18 protein-coding genes are annotated in these 19,825 nt (G+C 65.7%); 6 read left to right on the top strand and 12 right to left on the bottom strand.

Annotation, left to right across the window (positions count from 1 at the left end):
- Positions 1-67 precede the first annotated feature (67 nt).
- The 6 genes from RAD10_RS25745 to RAD10_RS25770 form a co-directional block, all read right to left on the bottom strand.
- Positions 68-1,288: a M48 family metallopeptidase gene (locus tag RAD10_RS25745; protein ID WP_461619691.1), complete on the bottom strand. Its 1,221-nt coding sequence runs from the start codon at positions 1,286-1,288 to the stop codon at positions 68-70.
- 34 nt (positions 1,289-1,322) lie between these two features.
- Positions 1,323-1,883, bottom strand: a complete 561-nt coding sequence (locus tag RAD10_RS25750; RefSeq protein ID WP_018323315.1) for a LemA family protein — start codon at positions 1,881-1,883, stop codon at positions 1,323-1,325.
- A 138-nt stretch (positions 1,884-2,021) separates the two neighbouring features.
- On the bottom strand, positions 2,022-2,999 hold the full coding sequence (locus RAD10_RS25755) for a small ribosomal subunit Rsm22 family protein (RefSeq protein ID WP_461619692.1): 978 nt from the start codon (positions 2,997-2,999) through the stop codon (positions 2,022-2,024).
- Positions 3,000-3,059: 60 nt separating this feature from the next.
- Positions 3,060-6,524, bottom strand: coding sequence for a chromosome segregation protein SMC (gene smc / locus RAD10_RS25760; RefSeq protein WP_461619693.1), 3,465 nt, complete (start codon positions 6,522-6,524; stop codon positions 3,060-3,062).
- Positions 6,525-6,741: 217 nt separating this feature from the next.
- The gene (locus tag RAD10_RS25765) at positions 6,742-7,398 is read right to left on the bottom strand and encodes a DsbA family protein (protein ID WP_091956077.1); all 657 of its coding nucleotides are present in this window, start codon (positions 7,396-7,398) and stop codon (positions 6,742-6,744) included.
- Between the two features lie 139 nt (positions 7,399-7,537).
- Positions 7,538-8,029, bottom strand: a complete 492-nt coding sequence (locus tag RAD10_RS25770; RefSeq protein ID WP_461619694.1) for a DUF721 domain-containing protein — start codon at positions 8,027-8,029, stop codon at positions 7,538-7,540.
- 198 nt (positions 8,030-8,227) lie between these two features.
- Between RAD10_RS25770 and mutY the strand changes: the two genes are divergently transcribed.
- Together mutY and RAD10_RS25780 are read left to right on the top strand one after the other, a co-directional pair.
- Positions 8,228-9,346 carry an A/G-specific adenine glycosylase gene (gene mutY, locus RAD10_RS25775; RefSeq protein ID WP_461619695.1) on the top strand — a complete coding sequence of 373 codons (1,119 nt, stop codon included), beginning with the start codon at positions 8,228-8,230 and terminating at the stop codon, positions 9,344-9,346.
- A 52-nt stretch (positions 9,347-9,398) separates the two neighbouring features.
- On the top strand, positions 9,399-9,818 hold the full coding sequence (locus tag RAD10_RS25780) for a PaaI family thioesterase (protein ID WP_104462830.1): 420 nt from the start codon (positions 9,399-9,401) through the stop codon (positions 9,816-9,818).
- A 3-nt stretch (positions 9,819-9,821) separates the two neighbouring features.
- Here RAD10_RS25780 and RAD10_RS25785 read toward each other — a convergent pair whose 3' ends face one another.
- Both RAD10_RS25785 and RAD10_RS25790 read right to left on the bottom strand, forming a co-directional pair.
- Positions 9,822-10,280 carry a hypothetical protein gene (locus tag RAD10_RS25785; RefSeq protein ID WP_461619696.1) on the bottom strand — a complete coding sequence of 153 codons (459 nt, stop codon included), beginning with the start codon at positions 10,278-10,280 and terminating at the stop codon, positions 9,822-9,824.
- 701 nt (positions 10,281-10,981) lie between these two features.
- On the bottom strand, positions 10,982-12,262 hold the full coding sequence (locus RAD10_RS25790; RefSeq protein ID WP_461619697.1) for a flavin-dependent oxidoreductase: 1,281 nt from the start codon (positions 12,260-12,262) through the stop codon (positions 10,982-10,984).
- 125 nt (positions 12,263-12,387) lie between these two features.
- Here RAD10_RS25790 and RAD10_RS25795 point away from each other — a divergent pair, with 125 nt between their 5' ends.
- Entirely contained in the window at positions 12,388-13,008 is a 621-nt protein-coding gene (locus RAD10_RS25795) for a glutathione S-transferase family protein (protein ID WP_461619698.1), read from the top strand.
- A 131-nt stretch (positions 13,009-13,139) separates the two neighbouring features.
- Here RAD10_RS25795 and RAD10_RS25800 read toward each other — a convergent pair whose 3' ends face one another.
- Entirely contained in the window at positions 13,140-14,057 is a 918-nt protein-coding gene (locus tag RAD10_RS25800) for a LysR family transcriptional regulator (RefSeq protein ID WP_461619755.1), read from the bottom strand.
- A gap of 91 nt (positions 14,058-14,148) precedes the next feature.
- Between RAD10_RS25800 and RAD10_RS25805 the strand changes: the two genes are divergently transcribed.
- The 3 genes from RAD10_RS25805 (at position 14,149) to RAD10_RS25815 (ending at position 17,148) form a co-directional block, all read left to right on the top strand.
- A complete protein-coding gene (locus RAD10_RS25805; RefSeq protein ID WP_461619699.1) occupies positions 14,149-14,592 on the top strand; it encodes a nuclear transport factor 2 family protein in 444 nt (147 codons plus the stop codon).
- Between the two features lie 50 nt (positions 14,593-14,642).
- Complete coding sequence (locus RAD10_RS25810) at positions 14,643-14,810, top strand: DUF1127 domain-containing protein (RefSeq protein ID WP_461619756.1); 168 nt, start codon at positions 14,643-14,645, stop codon at positions 14,808-14,810.
- 328 nt (positions 14,811-15,138) lie between these two features.
- Positions 15,139-17,148, top strand: coding sequence for a HAMP domain-containing methyl-accepting chemotaxis protein (locus RAD10_RS25815; protein ID WP_461619700.1), 2,010 nt, complete (start codon positions 15,139-15,141; stop codon positions 17,146-17,148).
- 58 nt (positions 17,149-17,206) lie between these two features.
- Here RAD10_RS25815 and RAD10_RS25820 read toward each other — a convergent pair whose 3' ends face one another.
- From RAD10_RS25820 to RAD10_RS25830, 3 genes are all read right to left on the bottom strand, one after another.
- Positions 17,207-17,893, bottom strand: coding sequence for a glutathione S-transferase family protein (locus RAD10_RS25820; RefSeq protein WP_091956067.1), 687 nt, complete (start codon positions 17,891-17,893; stop codon positions 17,207-17,209).
- A 125-nt stretch (positions 17,894-18,018) separates the two neighbouring features.
- A complete protein-coding gene (locus tag RAD10_RS25825; RefSeq protein ID WP_018323332.1) occupies positions 18,019-18,345 on the bottom strand; it encodes a hypothetical protein in 327 nt (108 codons plus the stop codon).
- A 175-nt stretch (positions 18,346-18,520) separates the two neighbouring features.
- Positions 18,521-19,651, bottom strand: a complete 1,131-nt coding sequence (locus tag RAD10_RS25830; protein ID WP_461619701.1) for a DNA methyltransferase — start codon at positions 19,649-19,651, stop codon at positions 18,521-18,523.
- Positions 19,652-19,825: the final 174 nt, after the last annotated feature.

Consider the following 19,825-nt stretch of genomic DNA (forward strand, 5'->3'; position numbering starts at 1 on the left):
TACGGCAATTCCCGAAGTTTTTCCCAATCGCGGCGAAACCCACCGCGCATGGCGGGACATCGCGTGCTTAATGACGGCCCCAGGGACCCATGAGATCGCCTGTAGGCTTGCTGCTCGCGGTCTCCGAGGAGCCGGGTGCGGGCAGGGGCGGCGGAGCGGCCGGCCCGCTCGCATCGTCCCACGGGCCATGACGCCGCGGCGATGGGGCGTCCTGCGGGTCAGCTTGCGCCTCGGGCTCGTCCGTTGCCTCGGTCGGCGGCAGCGGGCCCGGATCGTGGCCGCCGGCGAACTTGACCAGCGCGTCGACCCGTGACTGCACTGAGGGATGGGTCGCGAACAGATCGGCAAAGCCCTCGCGGGGATTGTCGACGCAGAGCTCCATCACGGCCGAGGTTGCGCCGGGCAGCTCGCCGCGATTCTCGATCTTGCGCAGCGCCGAGATCATCGCATCGGGATCTTTCGTCAGCTCGACGGAGCCTGCGTCGGCGAGATATTCGCGCGAACGTGACAGTGCGAGCTTGACCACCTGGGACAGCAGCCAGGCCACCACGATCAGCACGATCGCGATGATGATCACGATTACCGCGCCGCCGCCGGAACTTTTGTTGTCGCTCGATGACGAGGACGAGCGCGACGACGAGGAGGAGCCCGAGGACCATGAGCCGCCGGAGCCGGAGCTCCAATTGAAATTGGTGAACAGGCGGAAGAACAATTCGCCGAAGAAGCCGACCACGCCGGCGATGATGACGGCGACCACCATCAGCTGCACGTCGCCGTTCTTGATGTGGGTCAGCTCGTGGCCCAGCACCGCCTCGATCTCCTTGTCGTTCAACGCGTTGAGGAGACCCGTGGTGACGGTGATGGAATATTGCCTGGGATTGAGGCCGGTCGCGAACGCGTTCAGCGCCGGGCTCTCCATGATCTTCAGCCTCGGCATGGTGATGCCGCGCGAGATGCAGAGATTTTCCAGCAGATTGTAGAGCCGGGGCTCCTCCTGCCTCGTGACGTCGTGGCCGCCGGTCACCGCGTCGATCATCGACTGGTGGAAGAAATAGGCGATCACGACCCAGGCCGCCGCCACGATGGTCGCAACCGGTGCGGCCACGATCAGATCGTGGAGGGCGCGCCTCAGATAATAGACGACGGTCTCATTGCCGTTGATGACGACTTCGGCGACCAACGCGCCGGCATAGACCAGCACGTAGACCAGCATGAACAGGCCGGCGAGCAGCAGCATCGAACGAAACTTGTTCGAGGCGATGTGCGTGTAGAGACCATACGCGGCCATGACGCGGGTGCCCTGCCGGCCTATCGGCTCAAGATCAGAACTTCACCTGCGGCGCGGCCTCGACCTCGGTGCGGCTGGCGCCGAGATCGAAGAAGTCCTTCCTGGTGAAGCCGAACATGCCGGCGAACAAAGCGGCGGGCAGCTGCTGGATGCCGGTGTTGTATTCCTGGACCGCGTTGTTGAAGAAGCGGCGGCTCGCCGCGATCTTGTTCTCGAGGTCGGAAAGCTCGGATGCGAGTTGCTGGAAATTGGCGTTGGCCTTGAGGTCGGGATAGGCCTCCGACAGCGCGATCAGCCGGCCGAGCGCGCCGGACAGCTGGTTCTCGGCCGCGGACACCTGCGCGGGACCCTGCGCCGACATTGCCGAGTTGCGCGCCTTGATGACATCGTCGAGCGTGCCGCGCTCATGCGAGGCGTAGCCCTTCACCGTCTCGACCAGGTTCGGGATCAGGTCGTGGCGCTGCTTGAGCTGCACGTCGATATCGGCAAAGGCCTGGCCGACGCGCTGGCTCAGCGCCACCAGGCGGTTGTAGGCGCTGAACGCGAACAGCGCGAGGACGACGATGACGCCGAGAACGATCCAGCCGGTCGACATGGAGAACTCCTGAAGGGGGAAGAAGGCGGGCGCTAGCCTAGACCAAATTGGCGCAGGACGAGAGCCCGGCGCAGAGGGGAGGTAAGACTTGGTCGAATGTGGAGCCGCCCGCGTTCAAGGCAAAAGTCCGGAACGAGGTTAACTTTCGGACAGAATAGCGTCGCCCCAGCGCCAGCGGCGTGCCCCAGCATAGGCGGCCTTGTCCCGACGAGGCACCCTTGTGATGGCGACGCCATCCTCGGTGCAGAGCTTCGCCGTGATCTCGGCCTTGCCGACATCCGGCGGCGCCAGCACGCGCGCGGCGCGCGTTGCGGGCGGCGCGCGGGTCAGGGCGACGTAGATGAAGCGCTCGTCCTCGAACGGCACCTCGGCGCCCTTGATCTGGCGGTGCGCCTGCGAGCGCGGCAGGCGCTGGTTGAAATGGCACCAGTCGGGCGCGGTGAGCGGGCAGGGCTTTTCGTGCGGGCAGGGGGCTGCGACGTAAGCGCCAGCCGTGATCAATTGCTGGCGCAGCGCGAGGATGCGGGCGTAGCCGGCCGGCGTGCCGGGCTCGATCACGACCAGCGCCTGGCGGGCTTTGGCCCACATCGCTTCGGTAAGCTTGCGCTGGTCGGCCTCGGTGAGTTCGCCGATGACGTAGCTGGCAATGACGAGATCGGCTTGCGAAGCTTCCGTGAGGTTGCCGCCTGCATCGCCCGGCAAATAGCGGCACTCCGCCAATCGCGAGCTGTCGCGCGCCAGCTCGAGCGCGAGCCGGCTGAGCGTGGCGTTGGCGTCGAGCAGGGTGAATTCTTGCAGCGAGGAAAAGGCCTCCGCGGCAGCCCAGCTCGCGGTGCCCGGGCCCGCGCCGACATCGAGCAACGTTTCCGGGGCGAGATCGGGCGCAATCTCGGTCAGCGCATTCAGGCTTGCGGCGACGGCCGCGTAGGTCGCCGGCATGCGCGCGAGCGCATAGGCGAGCGCATCGGCGTCCGACTTGATCGTGCCGGAGCCGCCGCCGGCGCGATAGGCGGTCGAGATTTTCTGCGACCGCTGTGCAGCGTCGGTGCGGGAGAAGCCCTGCAGCTTGCCGTCGAGGGCGGCCTTGAGTTCAGGAGGGAGCGTGGGCGAGATCATCGTCAACCTCACGTCATTCCGGGTTCTCGCTTCGCGAGCCCCGGAATGACGCCAAGGATATCACGCCACGTTCTGGTCGAGAATGTCCACCGCCTCTGACAGGCTGACCGACACCAGCTGCGAGACGCCGCGCTCGGCCATGGTGACGCCGAACAGGCGGTTCATCCGTGCCATCGTGATCGGATTGTGCGTGATGATGATGAAGCGCGTGTCGGTCGAACCGGTCATCTCGTGCAACAGGTTGCAGTACCGTTCGACGTTGTGGTCGTCGAGCGGCGCGTCGACTTCGTCCAGCACGCAGATCGGCGACGGGTTGGTCAAGAACACCGCGAAGATCAGCGCCATCGCGGTCAGTGCCTGCTCGCCGCCCGAGAGCAGTGACAGCGTCTGCGGCTTCTTGCCCGGCGGCTTTGCGATGATTTCGAGGCCGGCTTCCAGCGGGTCGTCGCTCTCGATCAGGTGCAGCGCCGCCTCGCCGCCGCCGAACAGCTCGACGAACAGGCGCTTGAAGTGGTTGTTGACCACCTCGAACGAGGTCAGAAGCCGCTCGCGCGCCTCCTTGTTGAGGCTCTGGATGCCCTGGCGCAGACGCTTGATGGCCTCAACCAGGTCGTCGCGTTCGGTGACGAGGCCGTTGTGCTGGGTCTCGACCTCGCGCAGCTCTTCCTCGGCGCGCAAATTGACGGCGCCGAGGCGCTCGCGGTCGCGGCGCATCTTTTCGAGGTCTTCCTCGATGTCGTGCAGCGGCGGCAGCTCCGCGCCGGGCTCGATCTCGGCGAGGCCGGCAACAGCCTGCGGCTCGACTTCAAGCATGTCGCGGATCTCGCGCTCGATATCCTCGAGCCGGCGCCGCGCGCCTTCCATGCGCTCCTCGGCGCGGGCGGTGGCCTCGCGGGAGCTGGAGAGCGCCTCCAAGGTCAGCTTGGCGACGCGATCGGTCTCGGCCATCGCGGTCTCGGCGGTCGCAAGCGCGTCGGCGGCCATGCGGCGATCGTTCTCGGCGTATTCGATCTCGGTGATCAGTGCGCTGCGCTTTTCCGCGAACACTTGCGGCGCGTTTTCGAGTTCGCTGCGCTCGATCGTGAGCTCGGCAATACGGGCCTGGATGGTGTCGATGTGGGAGGCCGCGCTCTCCTTGCGGTTCTGCCACTCGGTGCGTTCGGCCAGGATCGCCTGCACGCGGCGGTCGGCGAGCTCGGCCTCGCGCGCCAGCGCCTGCGCCTCGGCGCGGACCTGGGCGGCCATGCGGCGATGGCCTTCGATGTCGCTGCGGACCGCGGCGAGACGGGTTTCGGTGTCCTCGCTCGACGGCAGCTCGGAGATTCCGGCTTCGGCATATTCATACGCAGCTTCGGCCTCGGCGCGGTCGGCGGCGAGACGGCTGTGGGCTTCCGACAGCGTCGCCTTACGCGCGGCGTGACGGCTGATCTCGCGCTCGGCGGTGGCATGGCGCTCGCGCGCGACGTTGAGCTCGCGCTGCGCGGCGCGCCAGGCTTCGCGGCTGGCGCCTTCCGTGCTGGCCGCCATCTGCAGCTCGGACTCGGCATTCTCCAGCGCCTGGCGCTTGATCTGCGCGTCGATGCGGGCCTGCTCCAGCTCGTTCTCGATGTCGACGAGACGGGCGCGCTCGGCAAGGCGCCGCGCGGCACCGGTCGGCGCATGCGCCGCGGCAACAAAACCGTCCCAGCGCCAGACGTCGCCTTCGGGCGAGACCAGCCGCTGGCCGGTCTTGAGCTGCGAGACCAGCTCGGCGCCGCGCTCGCGCGGCACCACACCGATCTGGGCCAGACGGCGTGTCAGCTCGGCCGGCGCCTGCACATGATTGGCGAGCGGCACGGCGCCTTCGGGCAGCTCCGGATCGCCGTCGGTCTGGCCGACGTTGGTCCAGCGCATCGGCGCCGACGGGTCGATCGGGGCATCGAGATCGTCGCCGAGTGCGGCGCCGATGGCCTTTTCAAAGCCCTTGTCGACGGTGATGCCGTCGATGATCGGCGGCCACAGATTTTTGGTCTCGCCGTTGAGGATCTTGGAGATCGTGCGCGCCTCGGTTTCGAGCCGCTGTGCGCGCTTGTCGGCTTCGACCAGCGGCGAGCGCGAGGATTCCAGCGTCTGGCGTGCCGCGACGTGGGCGGCTTCGCTCGCTTGCGCTGCGGCTTCCGAGGCGGCCAGCGTCTGCTCCGCGGTCTCGACCGTCGCGGTCAGCTCGTCGAGATCGCCGAAGCCGCCGGTCTCGGCGGCAAGCTTCTGCTCTTCCGCAGCGACGTTCGCGATCTCCTGGTCGAGACGGGCGAGCTTGTCGCGGTGGGTGCGGACGTTGGCCTCGAGCTGGTTGCGCTTGGCGGTGAGGTCGGCCAGCGCGGTGGTGAGCTCGGCGAACTGCTGCTCGGTTTCGGTCAGCACCGCCTCGGCTTCGCCGACGCGCTCGTCGACGCCCGAGCGCTTCTCGACGCGCGACTTGATCTCTTCCTTCAGTTCGGAATCTTCGGTGTCGAGCCGCTGCAGCGCGACGTCGGCGTCCATGGTTTGTTGCTGAGCACGGGAAATGTCGCCTTCGAACTGGGCGAGGCGGCGCTCGAGCTCGGCGACGCGCTCCTTGGCGCGCTCCTCCTCGCGGTCGAGCAGCTCGCGAGCATTGGTCAGGCGCTGCAAGCCTGCAGCGGCGCGCGCCTCGGCATCGCGTAGCGCCGGCATTTCGGCGGCGCGGATCGCCTGGATGCGGGCGGCTTCGGCCTGGTGCTGGGTGCGCTCGGCCATCTCGCGCACCGCGAGATCATGAGTCTGGCCGGATTCGTTGACGTCGGCATGGGCGCCGATCCAGCGCAGATGAAACAGAGTAGCTTCGGCCTTGCGGACCTTGGCCGCGACCTCGCGGTAGCGCACGGCTTGGCGGGCCTGCTTCTTCAGGCCTTCCATTTGTCCTGCGAGCTGGCCGATCACGTCCTCGACGCGGGTGAGGTTGGTTTCGGCCGCTTTCAGCCGCAGCTCGGCCTCGTGGCGGCGGGCGTGCAGACCGGCGACGCCGGCAGCGTCTTCCAGCACGCGACGGCGCTGCTCGGGCTTGGCCTGGATGATCTCGCCGATCTTGCCTTGGTGGACGAGAGCCGGCGAACGCGCGCCGGTGGCGGCATCCGCAAACAGGATCTGCACGTCGCGGGCGCGTACGTCGCGGCCGTTGATGCGATAGACCGACCCCGCCTCGCGCTCGATGCGGCGGGAGATTTCGAGCAACTGGCTGTCGTTCATCGCCGCCGGCGCGGTGCGATCGGCATTGTCGATCGTCATCGTCACTTCGGCGTGGTTGCGCGCGGGACGGTTGCCGGAGCCCGCGAAGATCACCGCGTCCATGTCGGCGGCGCGCAGCGACTTATACGAGGTCTCACCCATCGCCCAGCGCAGCGCTTCGACGAGATTCGACTTGCCGCAGCCGTTGGGTCCGACCACGCCGGTCAGGCCGGGCTCGATGACGAAGTCCGTGGGCTCAACGAAGGACTTGAAGCCGTGAAGTCGCAGGCGGGTGATTTTCATAAGCACGCATCTCTGTTGGCAGGCGCGAATCCCCCTGCCGGGACAATACCATGGAAGGCAGTGTCGCTATCCGGGCGAGTCGCGCGAGGCGCCTCATGCGGCTGGACAATGGCTGCGGTGCGCCGCGAGGGCAACCGGCGAAAGCCGCTTTTCCCAAGGGATTTATGCCGGGAAAGATACGGCTTTCGAGATGCGAATCAGAATTGGGGCGTGCGAATCAGCTCTTCAGCAGCGGATTGATCTTCTTGGCGAATTCCTCGAACGAGGCCTCGCCCTTGATCTTCTCGCCGTTGATGAAGAAGGTCGGCGTCGAATCCACCTTCAGAACGTCGCTGGCATATTTCTGGTCGGCGGCGATCTTGTCGAGCAGCGCCTGGTCCTTCAGGCAGGCCTCGACCTGCTGCTGGGTGAGGCCGGCCTGCTTGCCGATCCGCGTCAGGGTCTCGGTGGTGTTCTTCACCACCCAGTCGTTCTGCTGGCGGAACAGCATGTCGGTGACGGCGAAGTATTTCGGCCCATCACCATTGGCGATGCAGCGCGACAGCATCGAGCCCGCGGCGGCTTTGATGTCGAGCGGGAACTCGCGGAAGATGTACTTCACCTTGCCGGTGTCGATGTATTCCTTCTTGATCTTCGGGAACACCTGCTCGTTGAAGGCGGCACAGTGCGGGCAGGTCATCGAGGCGTATTCGGTGATGGTGACGGCGGCATCGTTGGGCCCGAGCGCCATGTCGGGCAGCGACACGGGCTTGGCGACGTCGGCAGCCGACTGCGCCATGGCGTCGGAGATGAGCCGCAGCGGCGAGAACCCGGCGACCGCGGCAAGCCCGGTCAGCGACAGCATCGTGGTGAAGGCGCGGCGGGTGATGATCAAGGTCGGCTCCCGAATTGGCAAAAATGTCGCCCCAGGGGTCTATGAAGTTCCCGCCCGGGCGGCCTGTCGCTAGCTTGAAACGTAGCTTGAGGCAATGGCGAGCGGTAGAGACGGGTCCAGATTGACCGCTAAATAAGGCTCAATTTCGCTTGATGGCGGCCCCCAGCCGCGCCAGCGCCGTCTTCAGTTGTTCATCTTCGATGTCACCAAGGCTCTCCGCCACCTTGGCCACCGATTTGGGATCGGGCGGGCCGGGCCGCACCGGCCGGCGCGCGCGCGACAGCGGAGCCTGGCGGAAGGCGAGCTTGCCGACCGCGCTCCAGCCGAAGAAGCGGTTGACGCGCTCCAGGATGACGTCGGCGGAATGCTGGATCTCCAGCGCCATGGGCCCCTCGACTCGCAGTACCAGGGTCGCCGGCTCCTGCGGCTGGCCCTCCACCGGGCGCGGCCATTGCATCTTCAGCGGCTCGGCATGGGCCGCGATCTCGGGACCTGCAATCTGCGCCCACCGCGTCACCAGCTCGCGTGCGGCAAAGCCCTGCTTGGCATAGGCCTCGGCAAAGACGTCGTTGAGCAGGACGCCCAGCGGCTTGGCGCTGAGGGGACCGGGTTTGGGAGGGAATTTGGACATGGACCCTTATAGCACTTCGGCGGGGGCGCCACAGACCCGCGGCGCGTCATGGCCGGGCATAGCCGTCCGAAGGACGGCGTCGCTTCCGTCCGCCTATGTCCCCGCCATCCACCTTCTCCTGCGAAGAAAGACGTGGATGCCCGCGACAAGCGCGGGCATGACGTGGAGAGATTGAGGCCGCACCGTTACAGTGGGAGCATGAGCCCTAAATCCGCGCTGAAGGCGAAATCGGAACCCAGTCAGGCGGAGACCTCGTCGCGCCCGGTGGCGTTACTCGCTTGGTACGACCGCCACCGGCGCCGGTTGCCGTGGCGAGCCGCGCCCGGCGAGACGTCGGACCCATACTGCGTCTGGCTGTCGGAGATCATGCTGCAGCAGACCACGGTGAAGGCGGTCGGGCCCTATTTCGAAAAATTCGTCGCGCGCTGGCCGGATGTCACTGCGCTCGGACGGGCTTCGCAGGATGATGTGCTCCGGATGTGGGCCGGGCTCGGCTATTACTCGCGCGCGCGTAACCTGTACGCCTGCGCGGTCGCGGTGACGCGCGAGCATGGCGGCATCTTTCCCGATACCGAGGAGCGGCTGCGTGCGCTGCCGGGCATCGGGCCGTACACGGCGGCGGCGATCGCGGCGATCGCCTTCGATCGCCACACCATGCCGGTCGACGGCAATATCGAGCGCGTGGTGTCGCGGCTCTTTGCAGTTGAAGATGAGCTCCCGCAGGCGAAACTTCTGATCCAGCAATTGGCGGCGACGCTGCTTGCAAACTCCCGCGCCGGCGACAGCGCGCAGGCGCTGATGGATCTCGGCGCCTCGATCTGCACGCCGAAAAAGCCGGCCTGCTCGCTGTGTCCGCTGAACGACGATTGCACGGCGCGCCTCCAAGGCACGCAGGAGACCTTTCCGCGCAAGGCGCCGAAGAAGAGCGGAACGTTGCGGCGCGGAGCGGCCTTCGTCGTCACACGCGGCGAGGAGCTGCTGGTCCGCAGCCGGCCCGAAAAGGGCCTGCTCGGCGGCATGACCGAAGTGCCCGGCTCGGACTGGCTCGCCGGCCAGGACGACGCGGCGGCGAAGCTGCAGGCGCCGGCGCTGAAGGGGCTGTCGCGCTGGCAGCGCAAAATGGGCGTCGTCACCCACGTCTTCACGCATTTTCCGCTGGAGCTGGTGGTCTACACGGCGAAGGCCGAAGCCCGCACCCGTGCGCCCGAGGGCATGCGCTGGGTGCCGGTCGCCACCCTTGCGGACGAGGCGCTGCCCAATGTCATGCGCAAGGTCATTGCGCACGCGCTCAACCTTTCAGCGGGCTCGTCCTCCTGACAGCACGCTGGCAGCAGCGCTACGCTATCGGGGTGCGAAACGGAGGCTGCCAATGGTCAAGACCGCGCTCGACAATTTTCCAAGGCCACCCTGTGCGGAGCTCCTGGGATGGCGCCTGCTCGATGCCCGCCCTGAGGAGGGCTGGATCAAGCTCGGCTTCGAGGGCAAGCCGGAATTCTGCAATCCGGCGGGCTTCATCCAGGGCGGCATGCTCTCGGCCATGCTCGACGACACCATGGGCCCGGCGGTGCTGGTGATGAGCGAGGGCCGGCTCTATACCACCACCATCAGCATGACCGTGAATTTCCTCAGCCCCGCCAAGCCGGGCCCGATCATCGGGGAGGCGAAGGTGACGCAGCTCGGCAAGACGATTGCGTTCGTCGAGGCCAAGCTGATGGCGGAGAACGGCACGGTGCTAGCAACGGCAAGCGCGACCGAGCGGTTGCTGGAAGCGGCAAGGGTGGTGCGGTAGTCGTTACCGTCGGGGCCGTCTCGCGGAGTGCTGCGCGCAAGGCTTATACAGCGCCTGAAGTGCTTTGCCGCGCAGCAAGATGAGTTGCGGCCTCAACCCGCCGCGCGCCGCGATCCAACGCTGCACCGGCGCGGGATACATGGAGTATAGGTAATTGGTGGCGTCAGGGTCGGTAATCGTCCTTCCCTTCCGACCGAAATCCCAAGCAGCGTGGAAGCCGAGAGCGGCCTTCGAGGTCACACAGATTTTGTCAGCGGCAACTGCACCGAGAACGATGGTGCACGATGAGGCGCAAAGTCCATCGATGATGACGGTCTCTCCGGAAGTGCGCAGGCGTTCATATCTGTCAACATAGGTGTCGATTAGCCCGCCACGATCGCCGGCGATCCGTATCGCCGCATGACTTGCGTGCATTTCGGCCAGCAAGATAGCCGCCGCAAGCAACCCCGCCCGGAACTTCATGATGGCAGCCTCGGTTATTCGCGTCTATCGAATGGACAAATTTCTCTCGCATCCAAGGATTGGCTTAGATCGAAGCGCACCAGCGGGCGGTTGCGGCCGCTCATGGTCTTCAGCCTCGGCCTGAAAGCGCTGGACCATCCCGCGTCTTTGAAACAGACAGGCGTTGATCTAGGTCAATTGGACATGCAGGGCGCGCCGAATGATGGGGCAAGTGCCTGTCCCGTTGACGGCATCACCCTGCGGATAGAACCGGCACTCCAATGACGGGAGGACGCCCATGTTTCGATATGCTCTGGTTGGCTTGGCCGCAGCCGCTCTTGTCGGCGCAAGCCTTGTTCCCGATGACGCACTCGCCCGCGGCGGCCGCGGAGGAGGTGGCGGCTATCGGGGAGGGGGATTTCACGGAGGAGGCGCGCACTACAGAGGCGGTGCCGTTCACGCTGGTCGCTACGGCCGCGCTCACGTCTCCCGGCCGATAGCAGGGTACCCCGTAGCACGTACTGCGGCGCGTAGAGGCGTCTACCGGGGAGCCGCATACGGAGCCGCGGCAGTAGGAGTCGGGGCGGCGGCGGCAGGTGCATACGGCTACTACAACAACCGTTGCTACGATGCCTACGGCAATTGGGTGTGTTCCGGACAGTATGGATATTGATGGGCCGTGACGGACGCGGGGCGGTTGGACAACTCTTACCGCCCCGCCTTCAGGCGCTCGCGCGCTTCGCATCTCCGCTGACGATCGGCGGCTTCGCGTTCAGCGCCTCGACCTGGAAGCCCGCAACGCGCTTGTAGTTGGCGGCGATGTCTTCCAGTTCCTTCTGCGACAGCACGTCGGTGACGACCTCAAAGCCGTCGGGCGCGCGCTCCTCGACCAGTTGCATGACCTGCTCGGGTCCGTTCTTGCGGTTGAGCAGGACGAGGTCGGTGGTCGCGGGCCGGCGCTCGGCCTCATAGGCGAGCAGCGCCGCGGTCGTCGGTCCATGCGCGAGAATCTCGCGGGTGATGGTGCGGGCATCGAGGATGGCCTGCGAGGCGCCGTTCGAGCCGATCGGGTACATCGGATGCGCGGCATCGCCCATCAGCGTGACCTTGCCGAAGGTCCATTGCGAGACCGGATCGCGGTCGACCAGCGGATATTCATAGGCGTGCGGGCAGTTCTTGATCAGGCCGGGCACATCGAGCCAGTCGAACTGCCAACTCTCGAACCAGGGCAGAAACTCCTCCAGCCGCGCGGTGCGATTATAGTCCTCGCGCCGCCACTGATAGGTCGGCGGCATGTGGCGCTCGGCGACCCAGTTGATCAGATGGTTGCCCGCCGCGTCCGGCGCCTTGCTGATCGGATAGCAGACGAATTTCAGGATCTCATGGCCGGCCATGATCATGGTGCGGCCGGTCAGGAAGGCCTTGGACGGCGTGACGCCGCGCCAGAGGATGCGGCCGTTCCAGATCGGCGGACCTTCATTGGGATAGAGCTTTTCGCGCGCCGCGGAATGGATGCCGTCGGCGGCGATCAGGATCGCGCCGTCGTAAGTCCCGGCGGCCTTGCCGGTTGCCCGGTCGATGAAGTCGGCGCGCACGCCGTCTGCCGTCTCGGTCCAGCCGGTCAGATGGTGGCTGGTGAGGATGTTGTCGCGGCCGAGCCGCTCGATCGCGGTGTCGAGCAGGAGCTGTTGCAGCGTGCCGCGATGGATCGAGAATTGCGGCCATTTGTAGCCGGCCTCCAGCCCGCGCGGCTCGCTCCAGATCGGCTTGCCATGCTTGGAGAAATAGGCGAGCTCGCGCGTCCGCACCCCGCTGGCGTCCAGTCTGTCCATCAGCCCGAGCTCGATCAGCTCGCGCACTGCATGCGGCAGCACGTTGATGCCGACGCCGAGCGGCTTCAGTTCCGCGACGCTCTCGAACACTTTTACGGGAACGCCGATCTGGTGCAGGCTGAGCGCAAGCGTCAGCCCGCCGATGCCGCCACCGGCGATGAGTACGGTCATGACAAAATCCCCTCCGATTGACGGCGTCTTCGCACGGCCGGGCGGCCGTGGGCAACTGCGAAGAGGTCCCCTATGGACGGGGCGGCGGAGGGCCGTTAACCTCGGGCTTTCCCATGAGGTCCGACATGCTCAAGCTCTACTACGCCACCGGCACCTGCGCGCTCGCCACCTACATCACCCTGGAGGAGGCCGGCGCCGACTACGCGGCTGAACGGCTGAGCTTCAAGGACAACCAGCAGAACAGCCCGGACTATCTCAAGATCAACCCGAAGGGCCGCGTGCCGGCGCTGGTGACCGATCGCGGCGTCCTCACCGAGACGCCGGCGATGCTGGCCTATCTCGCGCAGACCTTCCCCAAGGCGAAGCTCGCGCCGCTCGATGATCCCTTCGACTTCGCCCAGGTACAGTCGTTCAACTCCTACCTCTGCTCGACCGTGCACATCAATCATGCCCACAAGATGCGTGGTCCGCGCTGGGCGACGCAGGAGAGCTCGTTCGCCGACATGAAGGTGATGGTCCCGAAGACCATGGCCGCCTGCTTCGCCCTGATCGAGCAGAAGATGTTTCGGGGGCCCTGGGTGATGGGCGATCAGTTCACGATCTGCGATCCGTATCTCTACACCCTCTCGACCTGGCTCGAAGGCGACAGCGTCGACATCAACGCAACGCCGAAGATCGCCGACCATTTCAAGCGCATGTCGGATCGTCCCGCGGTGCGCAAGGTGATGGACGCGCAGAAGGCGTAAAGGGGCGACTCTTGTAGGGTGGGCAAAGGCGCAAAGCGCCGTGCCCACGATCTTTCTCCGGTGGCGACAGGTCGTGGGCACGCTTCCGCCTTCGCTCTTCGAGCTACGGCGGACAAGCCGCTTTGCCCACCCTACGAGAGCTTCCGCTGCTCCAATTCCCGCCCCGTCTCCAGCATCAGTCGGCGCAGCCAGATCGAGCCGGGGTCCATCTGCGCGCGGGTCGGGTAGAACATGAACTGCTCGTCGATCCCGGGGTCGAGCGGCGGCGTCACTGTGACGAGGCCGAGCTGTTTCGACAGTGCCGCGATCAGCCGGCGTGGCACGAAGGCGACGAGATCGGTGCGGGCGGCGACGTGCAGCGCTTCGAGATAGCCTGACACGACCAGCGAGATGTGCCGCTCGATGCCCTTGGCCCTGAGCCAGGTGTCGATCAGATCCTCGTTGCTGCCTCGGATGATCACGCCGACATGACGCGCGGCCAGGAACGTCTCGCGCCGCTTCAGCTTCGCGGCCAAGGGGTGGCCGCGCCGCACCGCCAGCGCGTCGCTGTCGACGTAGAGCAGCTGGCGGTGAAAGCCCTTGAAGGCGTTGCCGATCGAAATCACGAGGTCGATGGTGCGGGCGAACTCGGCGTGGAAGATCGCCGATCCCCGCCATGGCACGATGTCGATGCGGACGTTGGGCGCGGCCCGCGTCACCTTCTCCATCAGCGGCGGCATCAGCAGCTCGACTGCGAGATCCGGCATCATCAGGCGGAATTGGCGCTCGCTGCGTGCGGCATCGAAGTCATCGGGCACGAACAGCCCGCGCACCTGATCGAGCGCCTGCGCCAGCGGCGCGCGCAGGGCCTGCGCCCGCGGCGTCAGCTCCATTCGCGCGCCGGTGCGCACCAGCAGCGGATCGCCGAGGATGTCGCGCAGGCGCTGCAGCGCGTGGCTGGCCGCCGGCTGCGACAGGCCCATCCGAAGCGCGGCGCGGCTGACACTGGCCTCGCGCAGCAGGGCGTCGAGCGCGGTCAGCAGGTTGAGGTCAAGCGAATTCAAATTCATCAGGCGAATAGATATCATATTCTCTATCGATTTGAAGAATTCTGATGCTGCGGCGATGATCTCCGCGTTTCCACCAAACGGAGATGCCGCCATGAACGCGAGCGCCAACAAGAAACTGATGCAGGATATTTTCGCCGCCGCCGCCAATCCAGATCCGGCCGCGCGCGATCGCGCCCTGTTCGCTGCAAGCCTTGCCGAAGATGCCAAATGGGTCGTGACCGGCCAGTATTCCTGGTCGCGCACCTTCTCAGGCAAGGAGTCGATCCTCAACGATTTGCACGGCTATGTGCGCACCCGCCTGCGCGACCGCACGCGCACGGTCGCGCACCGCTTCATCGCCGACGGCGATGTGGTCGTCGTGGAGGCCAAGGGCGACAACGTCACGCCCGAAGGCGTGCGCTACGACAATGACTATTGCCTGGTGTTTCGTCTCGAGGACGGCAAGATCAAGGAGATCCGCGAGTACTGCGACTCGATCCTGACCGAGCGGGCGCTCGGCCCGTACCCGCAGACGGCCGTGAGGGCCGTGGGCTGACCGACTTGAGCACTACCGAGCCGGCCCGGTGCCGTCCGTCCTGGTCTGCGATGGTCGCGTCGGTCTGGCAAAGACTGGCGGAGATCGTTCGTATCAGGCGCGAGCGGTCCTCGGCGCGCCGTCAGCTCGTTATGATGAGCGAGCGGGAGCTTCTGGACTGCGGGATGTCTCGTTCGGAGATTGAGTACGAGCTGAACAAGCCCTTCCGGCGGAATTGAAAATAGAGAGAGAATGGGAGGGGTTCGGGGCGGCAATTGCAGCAGGACCGCGTAACAGGCATGCATCCGGGCGCCCCATGCGGGTATCTATCTGCATGGGTCGCACGCCCTGCGCCAAGGGCGCAGCGCAACTGGCTATAAAATCAGCAGATATTGTGCGCGCCACTTTGGTGCGCGCGAAAAATTTGAAGGTTCAATTAACGAGTGTCCCCCATTGTGTCGCGGTGCAGCGTGGGTCGCAAAGACGCGCGGCTGCCAGGGTGGTCGTGACGATTTGCCGGACTTGTTCGGCCGCTCGAAGTGAAATGCATCTGGGTGGACAGTGGGAATGCCGAAGTTTCGTTTGCGGATCAGGGGACGCCTGTACGCAGGCTTCATGGCCTTGGTGGCGGTCGGTCTCGCGATGGCGGTGGTTGCCGTCTGGAATTTGCGGGCGGTGCAGGATCAGGTCGCGAGACAATCCGCACTTTCGGACAGCACGGCGCGGGTTTTGGAGATATCGACCCATCTTCAGGCGATCCAGCGGGCCAATCTGCGTTACGTCTACGACGCCAACGAGCCCGCGATGAAGGAGGCGCAAGAGCGGGAGGCCGCGGCGACCGAGCTGTTGCGGGTCGGCGCCAAGGGGACGCTCTCGGAGGATCGGCGAGCGCTCTACAACGGCCTCATCGACGACATTGCCAAGATGCGACGCCTGCGTGACAATCTCGGGGACGCCGTCAACGAGGCGAGAACGGGCAAGGCCACGTTGCTGCCGAGCGGCGAAGAGCTGGCCGTCAAGATGGGCAAGCTGGTCGATGCAGCGCGCGCAGCCGTCGACGAAGACACCGCGGCCCTCGTCGCCGACCTCGAATCCAGGATCCTCCTTGTTCGGGTCGCAAACTGGCGTTTCCTGGCGCTGCGTGACGCGCAGGGACCGGCGAATTTCAGGGCGAGCGTAGACAGGGCGGCGCAACGGCTCGCTGCTCTCGAAAAGAGCCCGCAGGCAGCGGAATTGCGATCCACGCTCGCGCCGGTGAAGACCTCGCTCGGAATCTACAAATCGGCGTTCGAGACGACATCCGCCGCGATGCTTCAGGCCGACGAGATCTACCACAAGACCCTCGCGCCCCTCATCGTCGACAGCGTCGGCAGGCTCAAGGCCGCGGAAACGACCCTGAAGAAGGACTATCTGGAATCGCGTACGACCGCCGAAGCCGTGATCGCCGGCACGACGACCATTCAGGAGATCGCCGGCGGCCTCGCCATCCTCTTCGGCGGCATCGTCGCCTTCCTGATCGCCCGCAGCATCGTCGGTCCCCTGACCTCGATGACGCGCGCGATGGGACTGATCGCGGGCGGCAATCTCGAGGTCGAGATCCCCGGACGCGGCAAGGCCGACGAGATCGGCGACATGGCCAAGGCGATCCAGGTGTTTAGGGACAACATGGTCGAGACCGAGCGCCTGCGCGCCGAGCAGACCGAGGTCGAGGCGCGGCAGGAGGAAAGCCGCAAGGCTGACATGGTCAGGCTCGCCGATCAGTTCGAGCAGGCGGTCGGCGAGATCGTGAACACCGTGTCGTCGGCATCGAACGAGCTCGAAGCCTCCGCCGGCACCTTGACCACGACCGCCTCGCGGGCCCAGGATTTGTCGACGGAGGTCGCCAGCGCCTCGCAGGAGGCCTCGGCCAATGTGCAGGCGGTTGCCTCGGCGACCGAGGAGCTGTCCTCCTCGGTGTCCGAGATCGCCCGCCAGGTGCAGGAATCCGCCCGTATCGCGGTCGAGGCCGTCGGTCAGGCGAGCAGGACCAATGACCGGGTCGGCGCGCTCTCCAAGGCCGCCGCGCGGATTGGCGACGTGGTCGAACTGATCAGCACCATCGCCGGCCAGACCAATCTCCTGGCGCTGAACGCCACCATCGAGGCGGCGCGCGCGGGTGAAGCCGGCCGCGGCTTTGCCGTCGTCGCCTCCGAGGTCAAGGCGCTCGCCGAGCAGACTGCGAAGGCCACCGGCGAGATCGCCCAGCAGGTGTCGGGCATCCAGGCCGCGACGGAGGAATCGGTCGGCTCGATCAGGGAGATCAGCGGCACCATCGAGCGGCTGTCGGAGATTTCGTCGACGGTTGCGGCCGCCGTGGAGCAGCAGGGCGCGGCGACGCAGGAGATTTCCCGCAACGTCCAGCAGGCGGCTCATGGCACGCAGAGGGTGTCGTCCAACATCGGCGACGTGCAGCGCGGCGCCTCCGAAACCGGATCGGCCTCATCGCAGGTGCTGTCGGCAGCGCGCTCGCTGTCGGCTGACAGCAACCGCCTCAAGCTCGAAGTGGCCAAGTTCCTGAACTCGGTCCACGCCGCCTGAATCCCAAACGCAAAAGGCCACGCGCATGCGCGTGGCCTCGAAGAGCGGCGCGGTGCGATCAGGCGACCTTGGTCGCCATGTGCTTGAACATGTTGGCGCGCGCCTCGTCGTCCATCTCGGCCTTGAAGGTGAACTTGTCCTTCAGGGCGATCGCACGCCCGGCTGCGGGGCGCGCCGAGATCTCGTCGACCAGCCGCTTCACGTTCGGGTAGCGCGCAAAGGCATCGTCGCCGAGCTTGAACGGCAGCATCCGCGCCCAGCCCCACAGCGCCATGTCGACGATCGAATAGCTGTCGCCGACCATGTAGCTGCGCCCTTTGAGGTGAGCGTCGAGAATCTTGTAGTGGCGATCGGTCTCGTACTGATAGCGGTTATGGGCGTAGTCGTGGTTCTGGTCCTTCGGCGCAAAATGCTTGAAGTGCACGGCCTGACCCGAATATGGCCCGACGCCGGTGGCGATGAACATCAGCCATGACAGCGTTTCGCCGCGCACGCTCGCGGCGGGCAGGAACTTGCCGGTCTTCTCGGCGAGATAGAGCAGGATGGCGTTGCTGTCGAACACGATGGTGCCGCCATCGTCGATCGCCGGCACCTTGGCATTCGGATTGATCTTGAGGAACTCCGCCGTGAACTGCTCGCCTTTGCGGGTGTCGATCTTCACCGGCTCGAAGGGCAGGCCGGACTCCTCCAGATAAAGCGCGACCTTGGTCGGGTTCGGCGATCCGTTGAAATAGAATTTGAGCATCGATCTCCCCAATGTTTGTTGCAAGGCGCGAACGCAGCATCATTGCCGCGCCGCCTGTCTTGCCTGAACCCGTTGCGGGAGGGCAACCGGCGAGTTTGCCGGGCGGTATCTGCGCAGTACGCAGATCAGCCGGCGTAACAAAGGCCGATTGCCGCCGTAATGACCATCGCGGCGCCGACCGCTTCCAGCCGCAGCCCGAGCCGCGTGGCCAGATGCATGTCGGAGGCCCGCGCCGCGCGCTCCGATCCGCGCGCATAGCCGTGAACGATGACGTCGTGATTGAAATTGTCGTGAGCCTCGTTGCTGCTGGCGAGCCCGACGCAGATCACGAGCACGCCGAACAGCGCGAGGCCGAAAAAGCCGAGCAGGGCGATCAGGAACATCGGAAACATGCCGAGCAGGAAGATCGGCAGCAGCGGCACCAACAGCAATGTCTCGGACTGTCGTCGCATGGGGCCCACCGGTCAGGACGGGGCTGATCGAGGGAACTTAGTCCCGCCTGGCGCGGCATTCAAGGCGCCGTAGGGTGGGCAAAGGCGCGTTTGCGCCGTGCCCACGTCTTCGCGTCAATTGGGCAGGACGTGGGCACGCTTCGCTTTGCCCACCCTACAAGATCGTGGGAAGCGGCTACTCCGCCGCCATGCCGGCGCGGATTTCGGCGCGCAGCTCGTCGATCAGCTTGAGACCCTTCTTGGTCTCGACGTGCCAGAAGGTCCAGCCGTTGCAGGCTTGCGCGCCTTGCGCCACCGCGCCGATGCGGTGGATCGAACCGACCTTGTCGCCGAACATGATGGCGCCGTCGGCTCGCACCAGCGCGCCGAGCTTCTTCTTGGCGTCGAACAGCTTCGTGCCGGGCATGATCATGCCGCGCTCGATCAGCTCGGAGAACGCGACCCGCGGCGCTTCGCGCGCAGTCATGAACGGGGCGAGGCTCTCCTCCGGCAGCGGCTCGACTTTGGCGATTCGGGCTTCCGCGGCCTTCGCATAAGTCTTGTCGCGCTCGAAGCCGATATAGGAGCGGCCGAGGCGTTTTGCGACCGCGCCGGTGGTGCCGGTGCCGTTGAAGGGATCGATCACGAGATCGCCGGGCCTGGATGACGACAGCAGCACGCGCGCGAGCAGGCCTTCCGGCTTCTGCGTCGGGTGCACTTTCTTGCCGTCGGCGCCCTTGAGGCGCTCCTCGCCAGTGCAGAGAGGGATCAGCCAGTCGGAGCGTGCCTGCACGTCCTCGTTCGCGGCCTTCAGCACCTCGTAATTGAACGTGTAGCCCTTGGCCTTTTCGTCGCGCGCGGCCCAGATCATGGTCTCGTGCGCGTTGGTGAAGCGGCGGCCGCGGAAATTCGGCATCGGGTTCGACTTGCGCCAGACGATGTCGTTCAGGAGCCAGAAGCCGAGGTCCTGCATGATCGCGCCGACGCGGAAGATGTTGTGATAGGAGCCGATCACCCAGATCGTCGCCGACGGTTTCATCGCGCGGCGCGCGGCAAGCAGCCAGGCGCGGGTGAAATCGTCATAGGCGGAGAACGAATCGAACTTGTCCCAGTCGTCGTCGACGGCGTCGACATGGGATTCGTCGGGGCGCTTGAGATCGCCCTTGAGCTGGAGATTGTAGGGCGGATCGGCGAACACGAGATCGACCGAACCAGCCTGAAGCTTCGACATCTCGGCGACGCAATCGCCGAGAATGATGCGATGCGACGGAGACTCAAAATTTGTGCGGGGCGCCCTTGCAGACGCCCCGCGACGCGACTCTACCATGACTCAAGAACTCTGACTCAGGCGACGCTGTCGGCGACGCGGGACCAAACAACCGACTGACCGTTACATTGAAGCGGCAAAGTAAAAATCGACTTAACCCGCCGCTTTCGTGAGCAGTCCCCGCACCGCGTCCGGCGCGCTGGTCGTCGTGCGCATTCGTCGTGTTTTACAGTG

It is taken from the genome of Bradyrhizobium sp. 23AC, assembly GCF_054863025.1.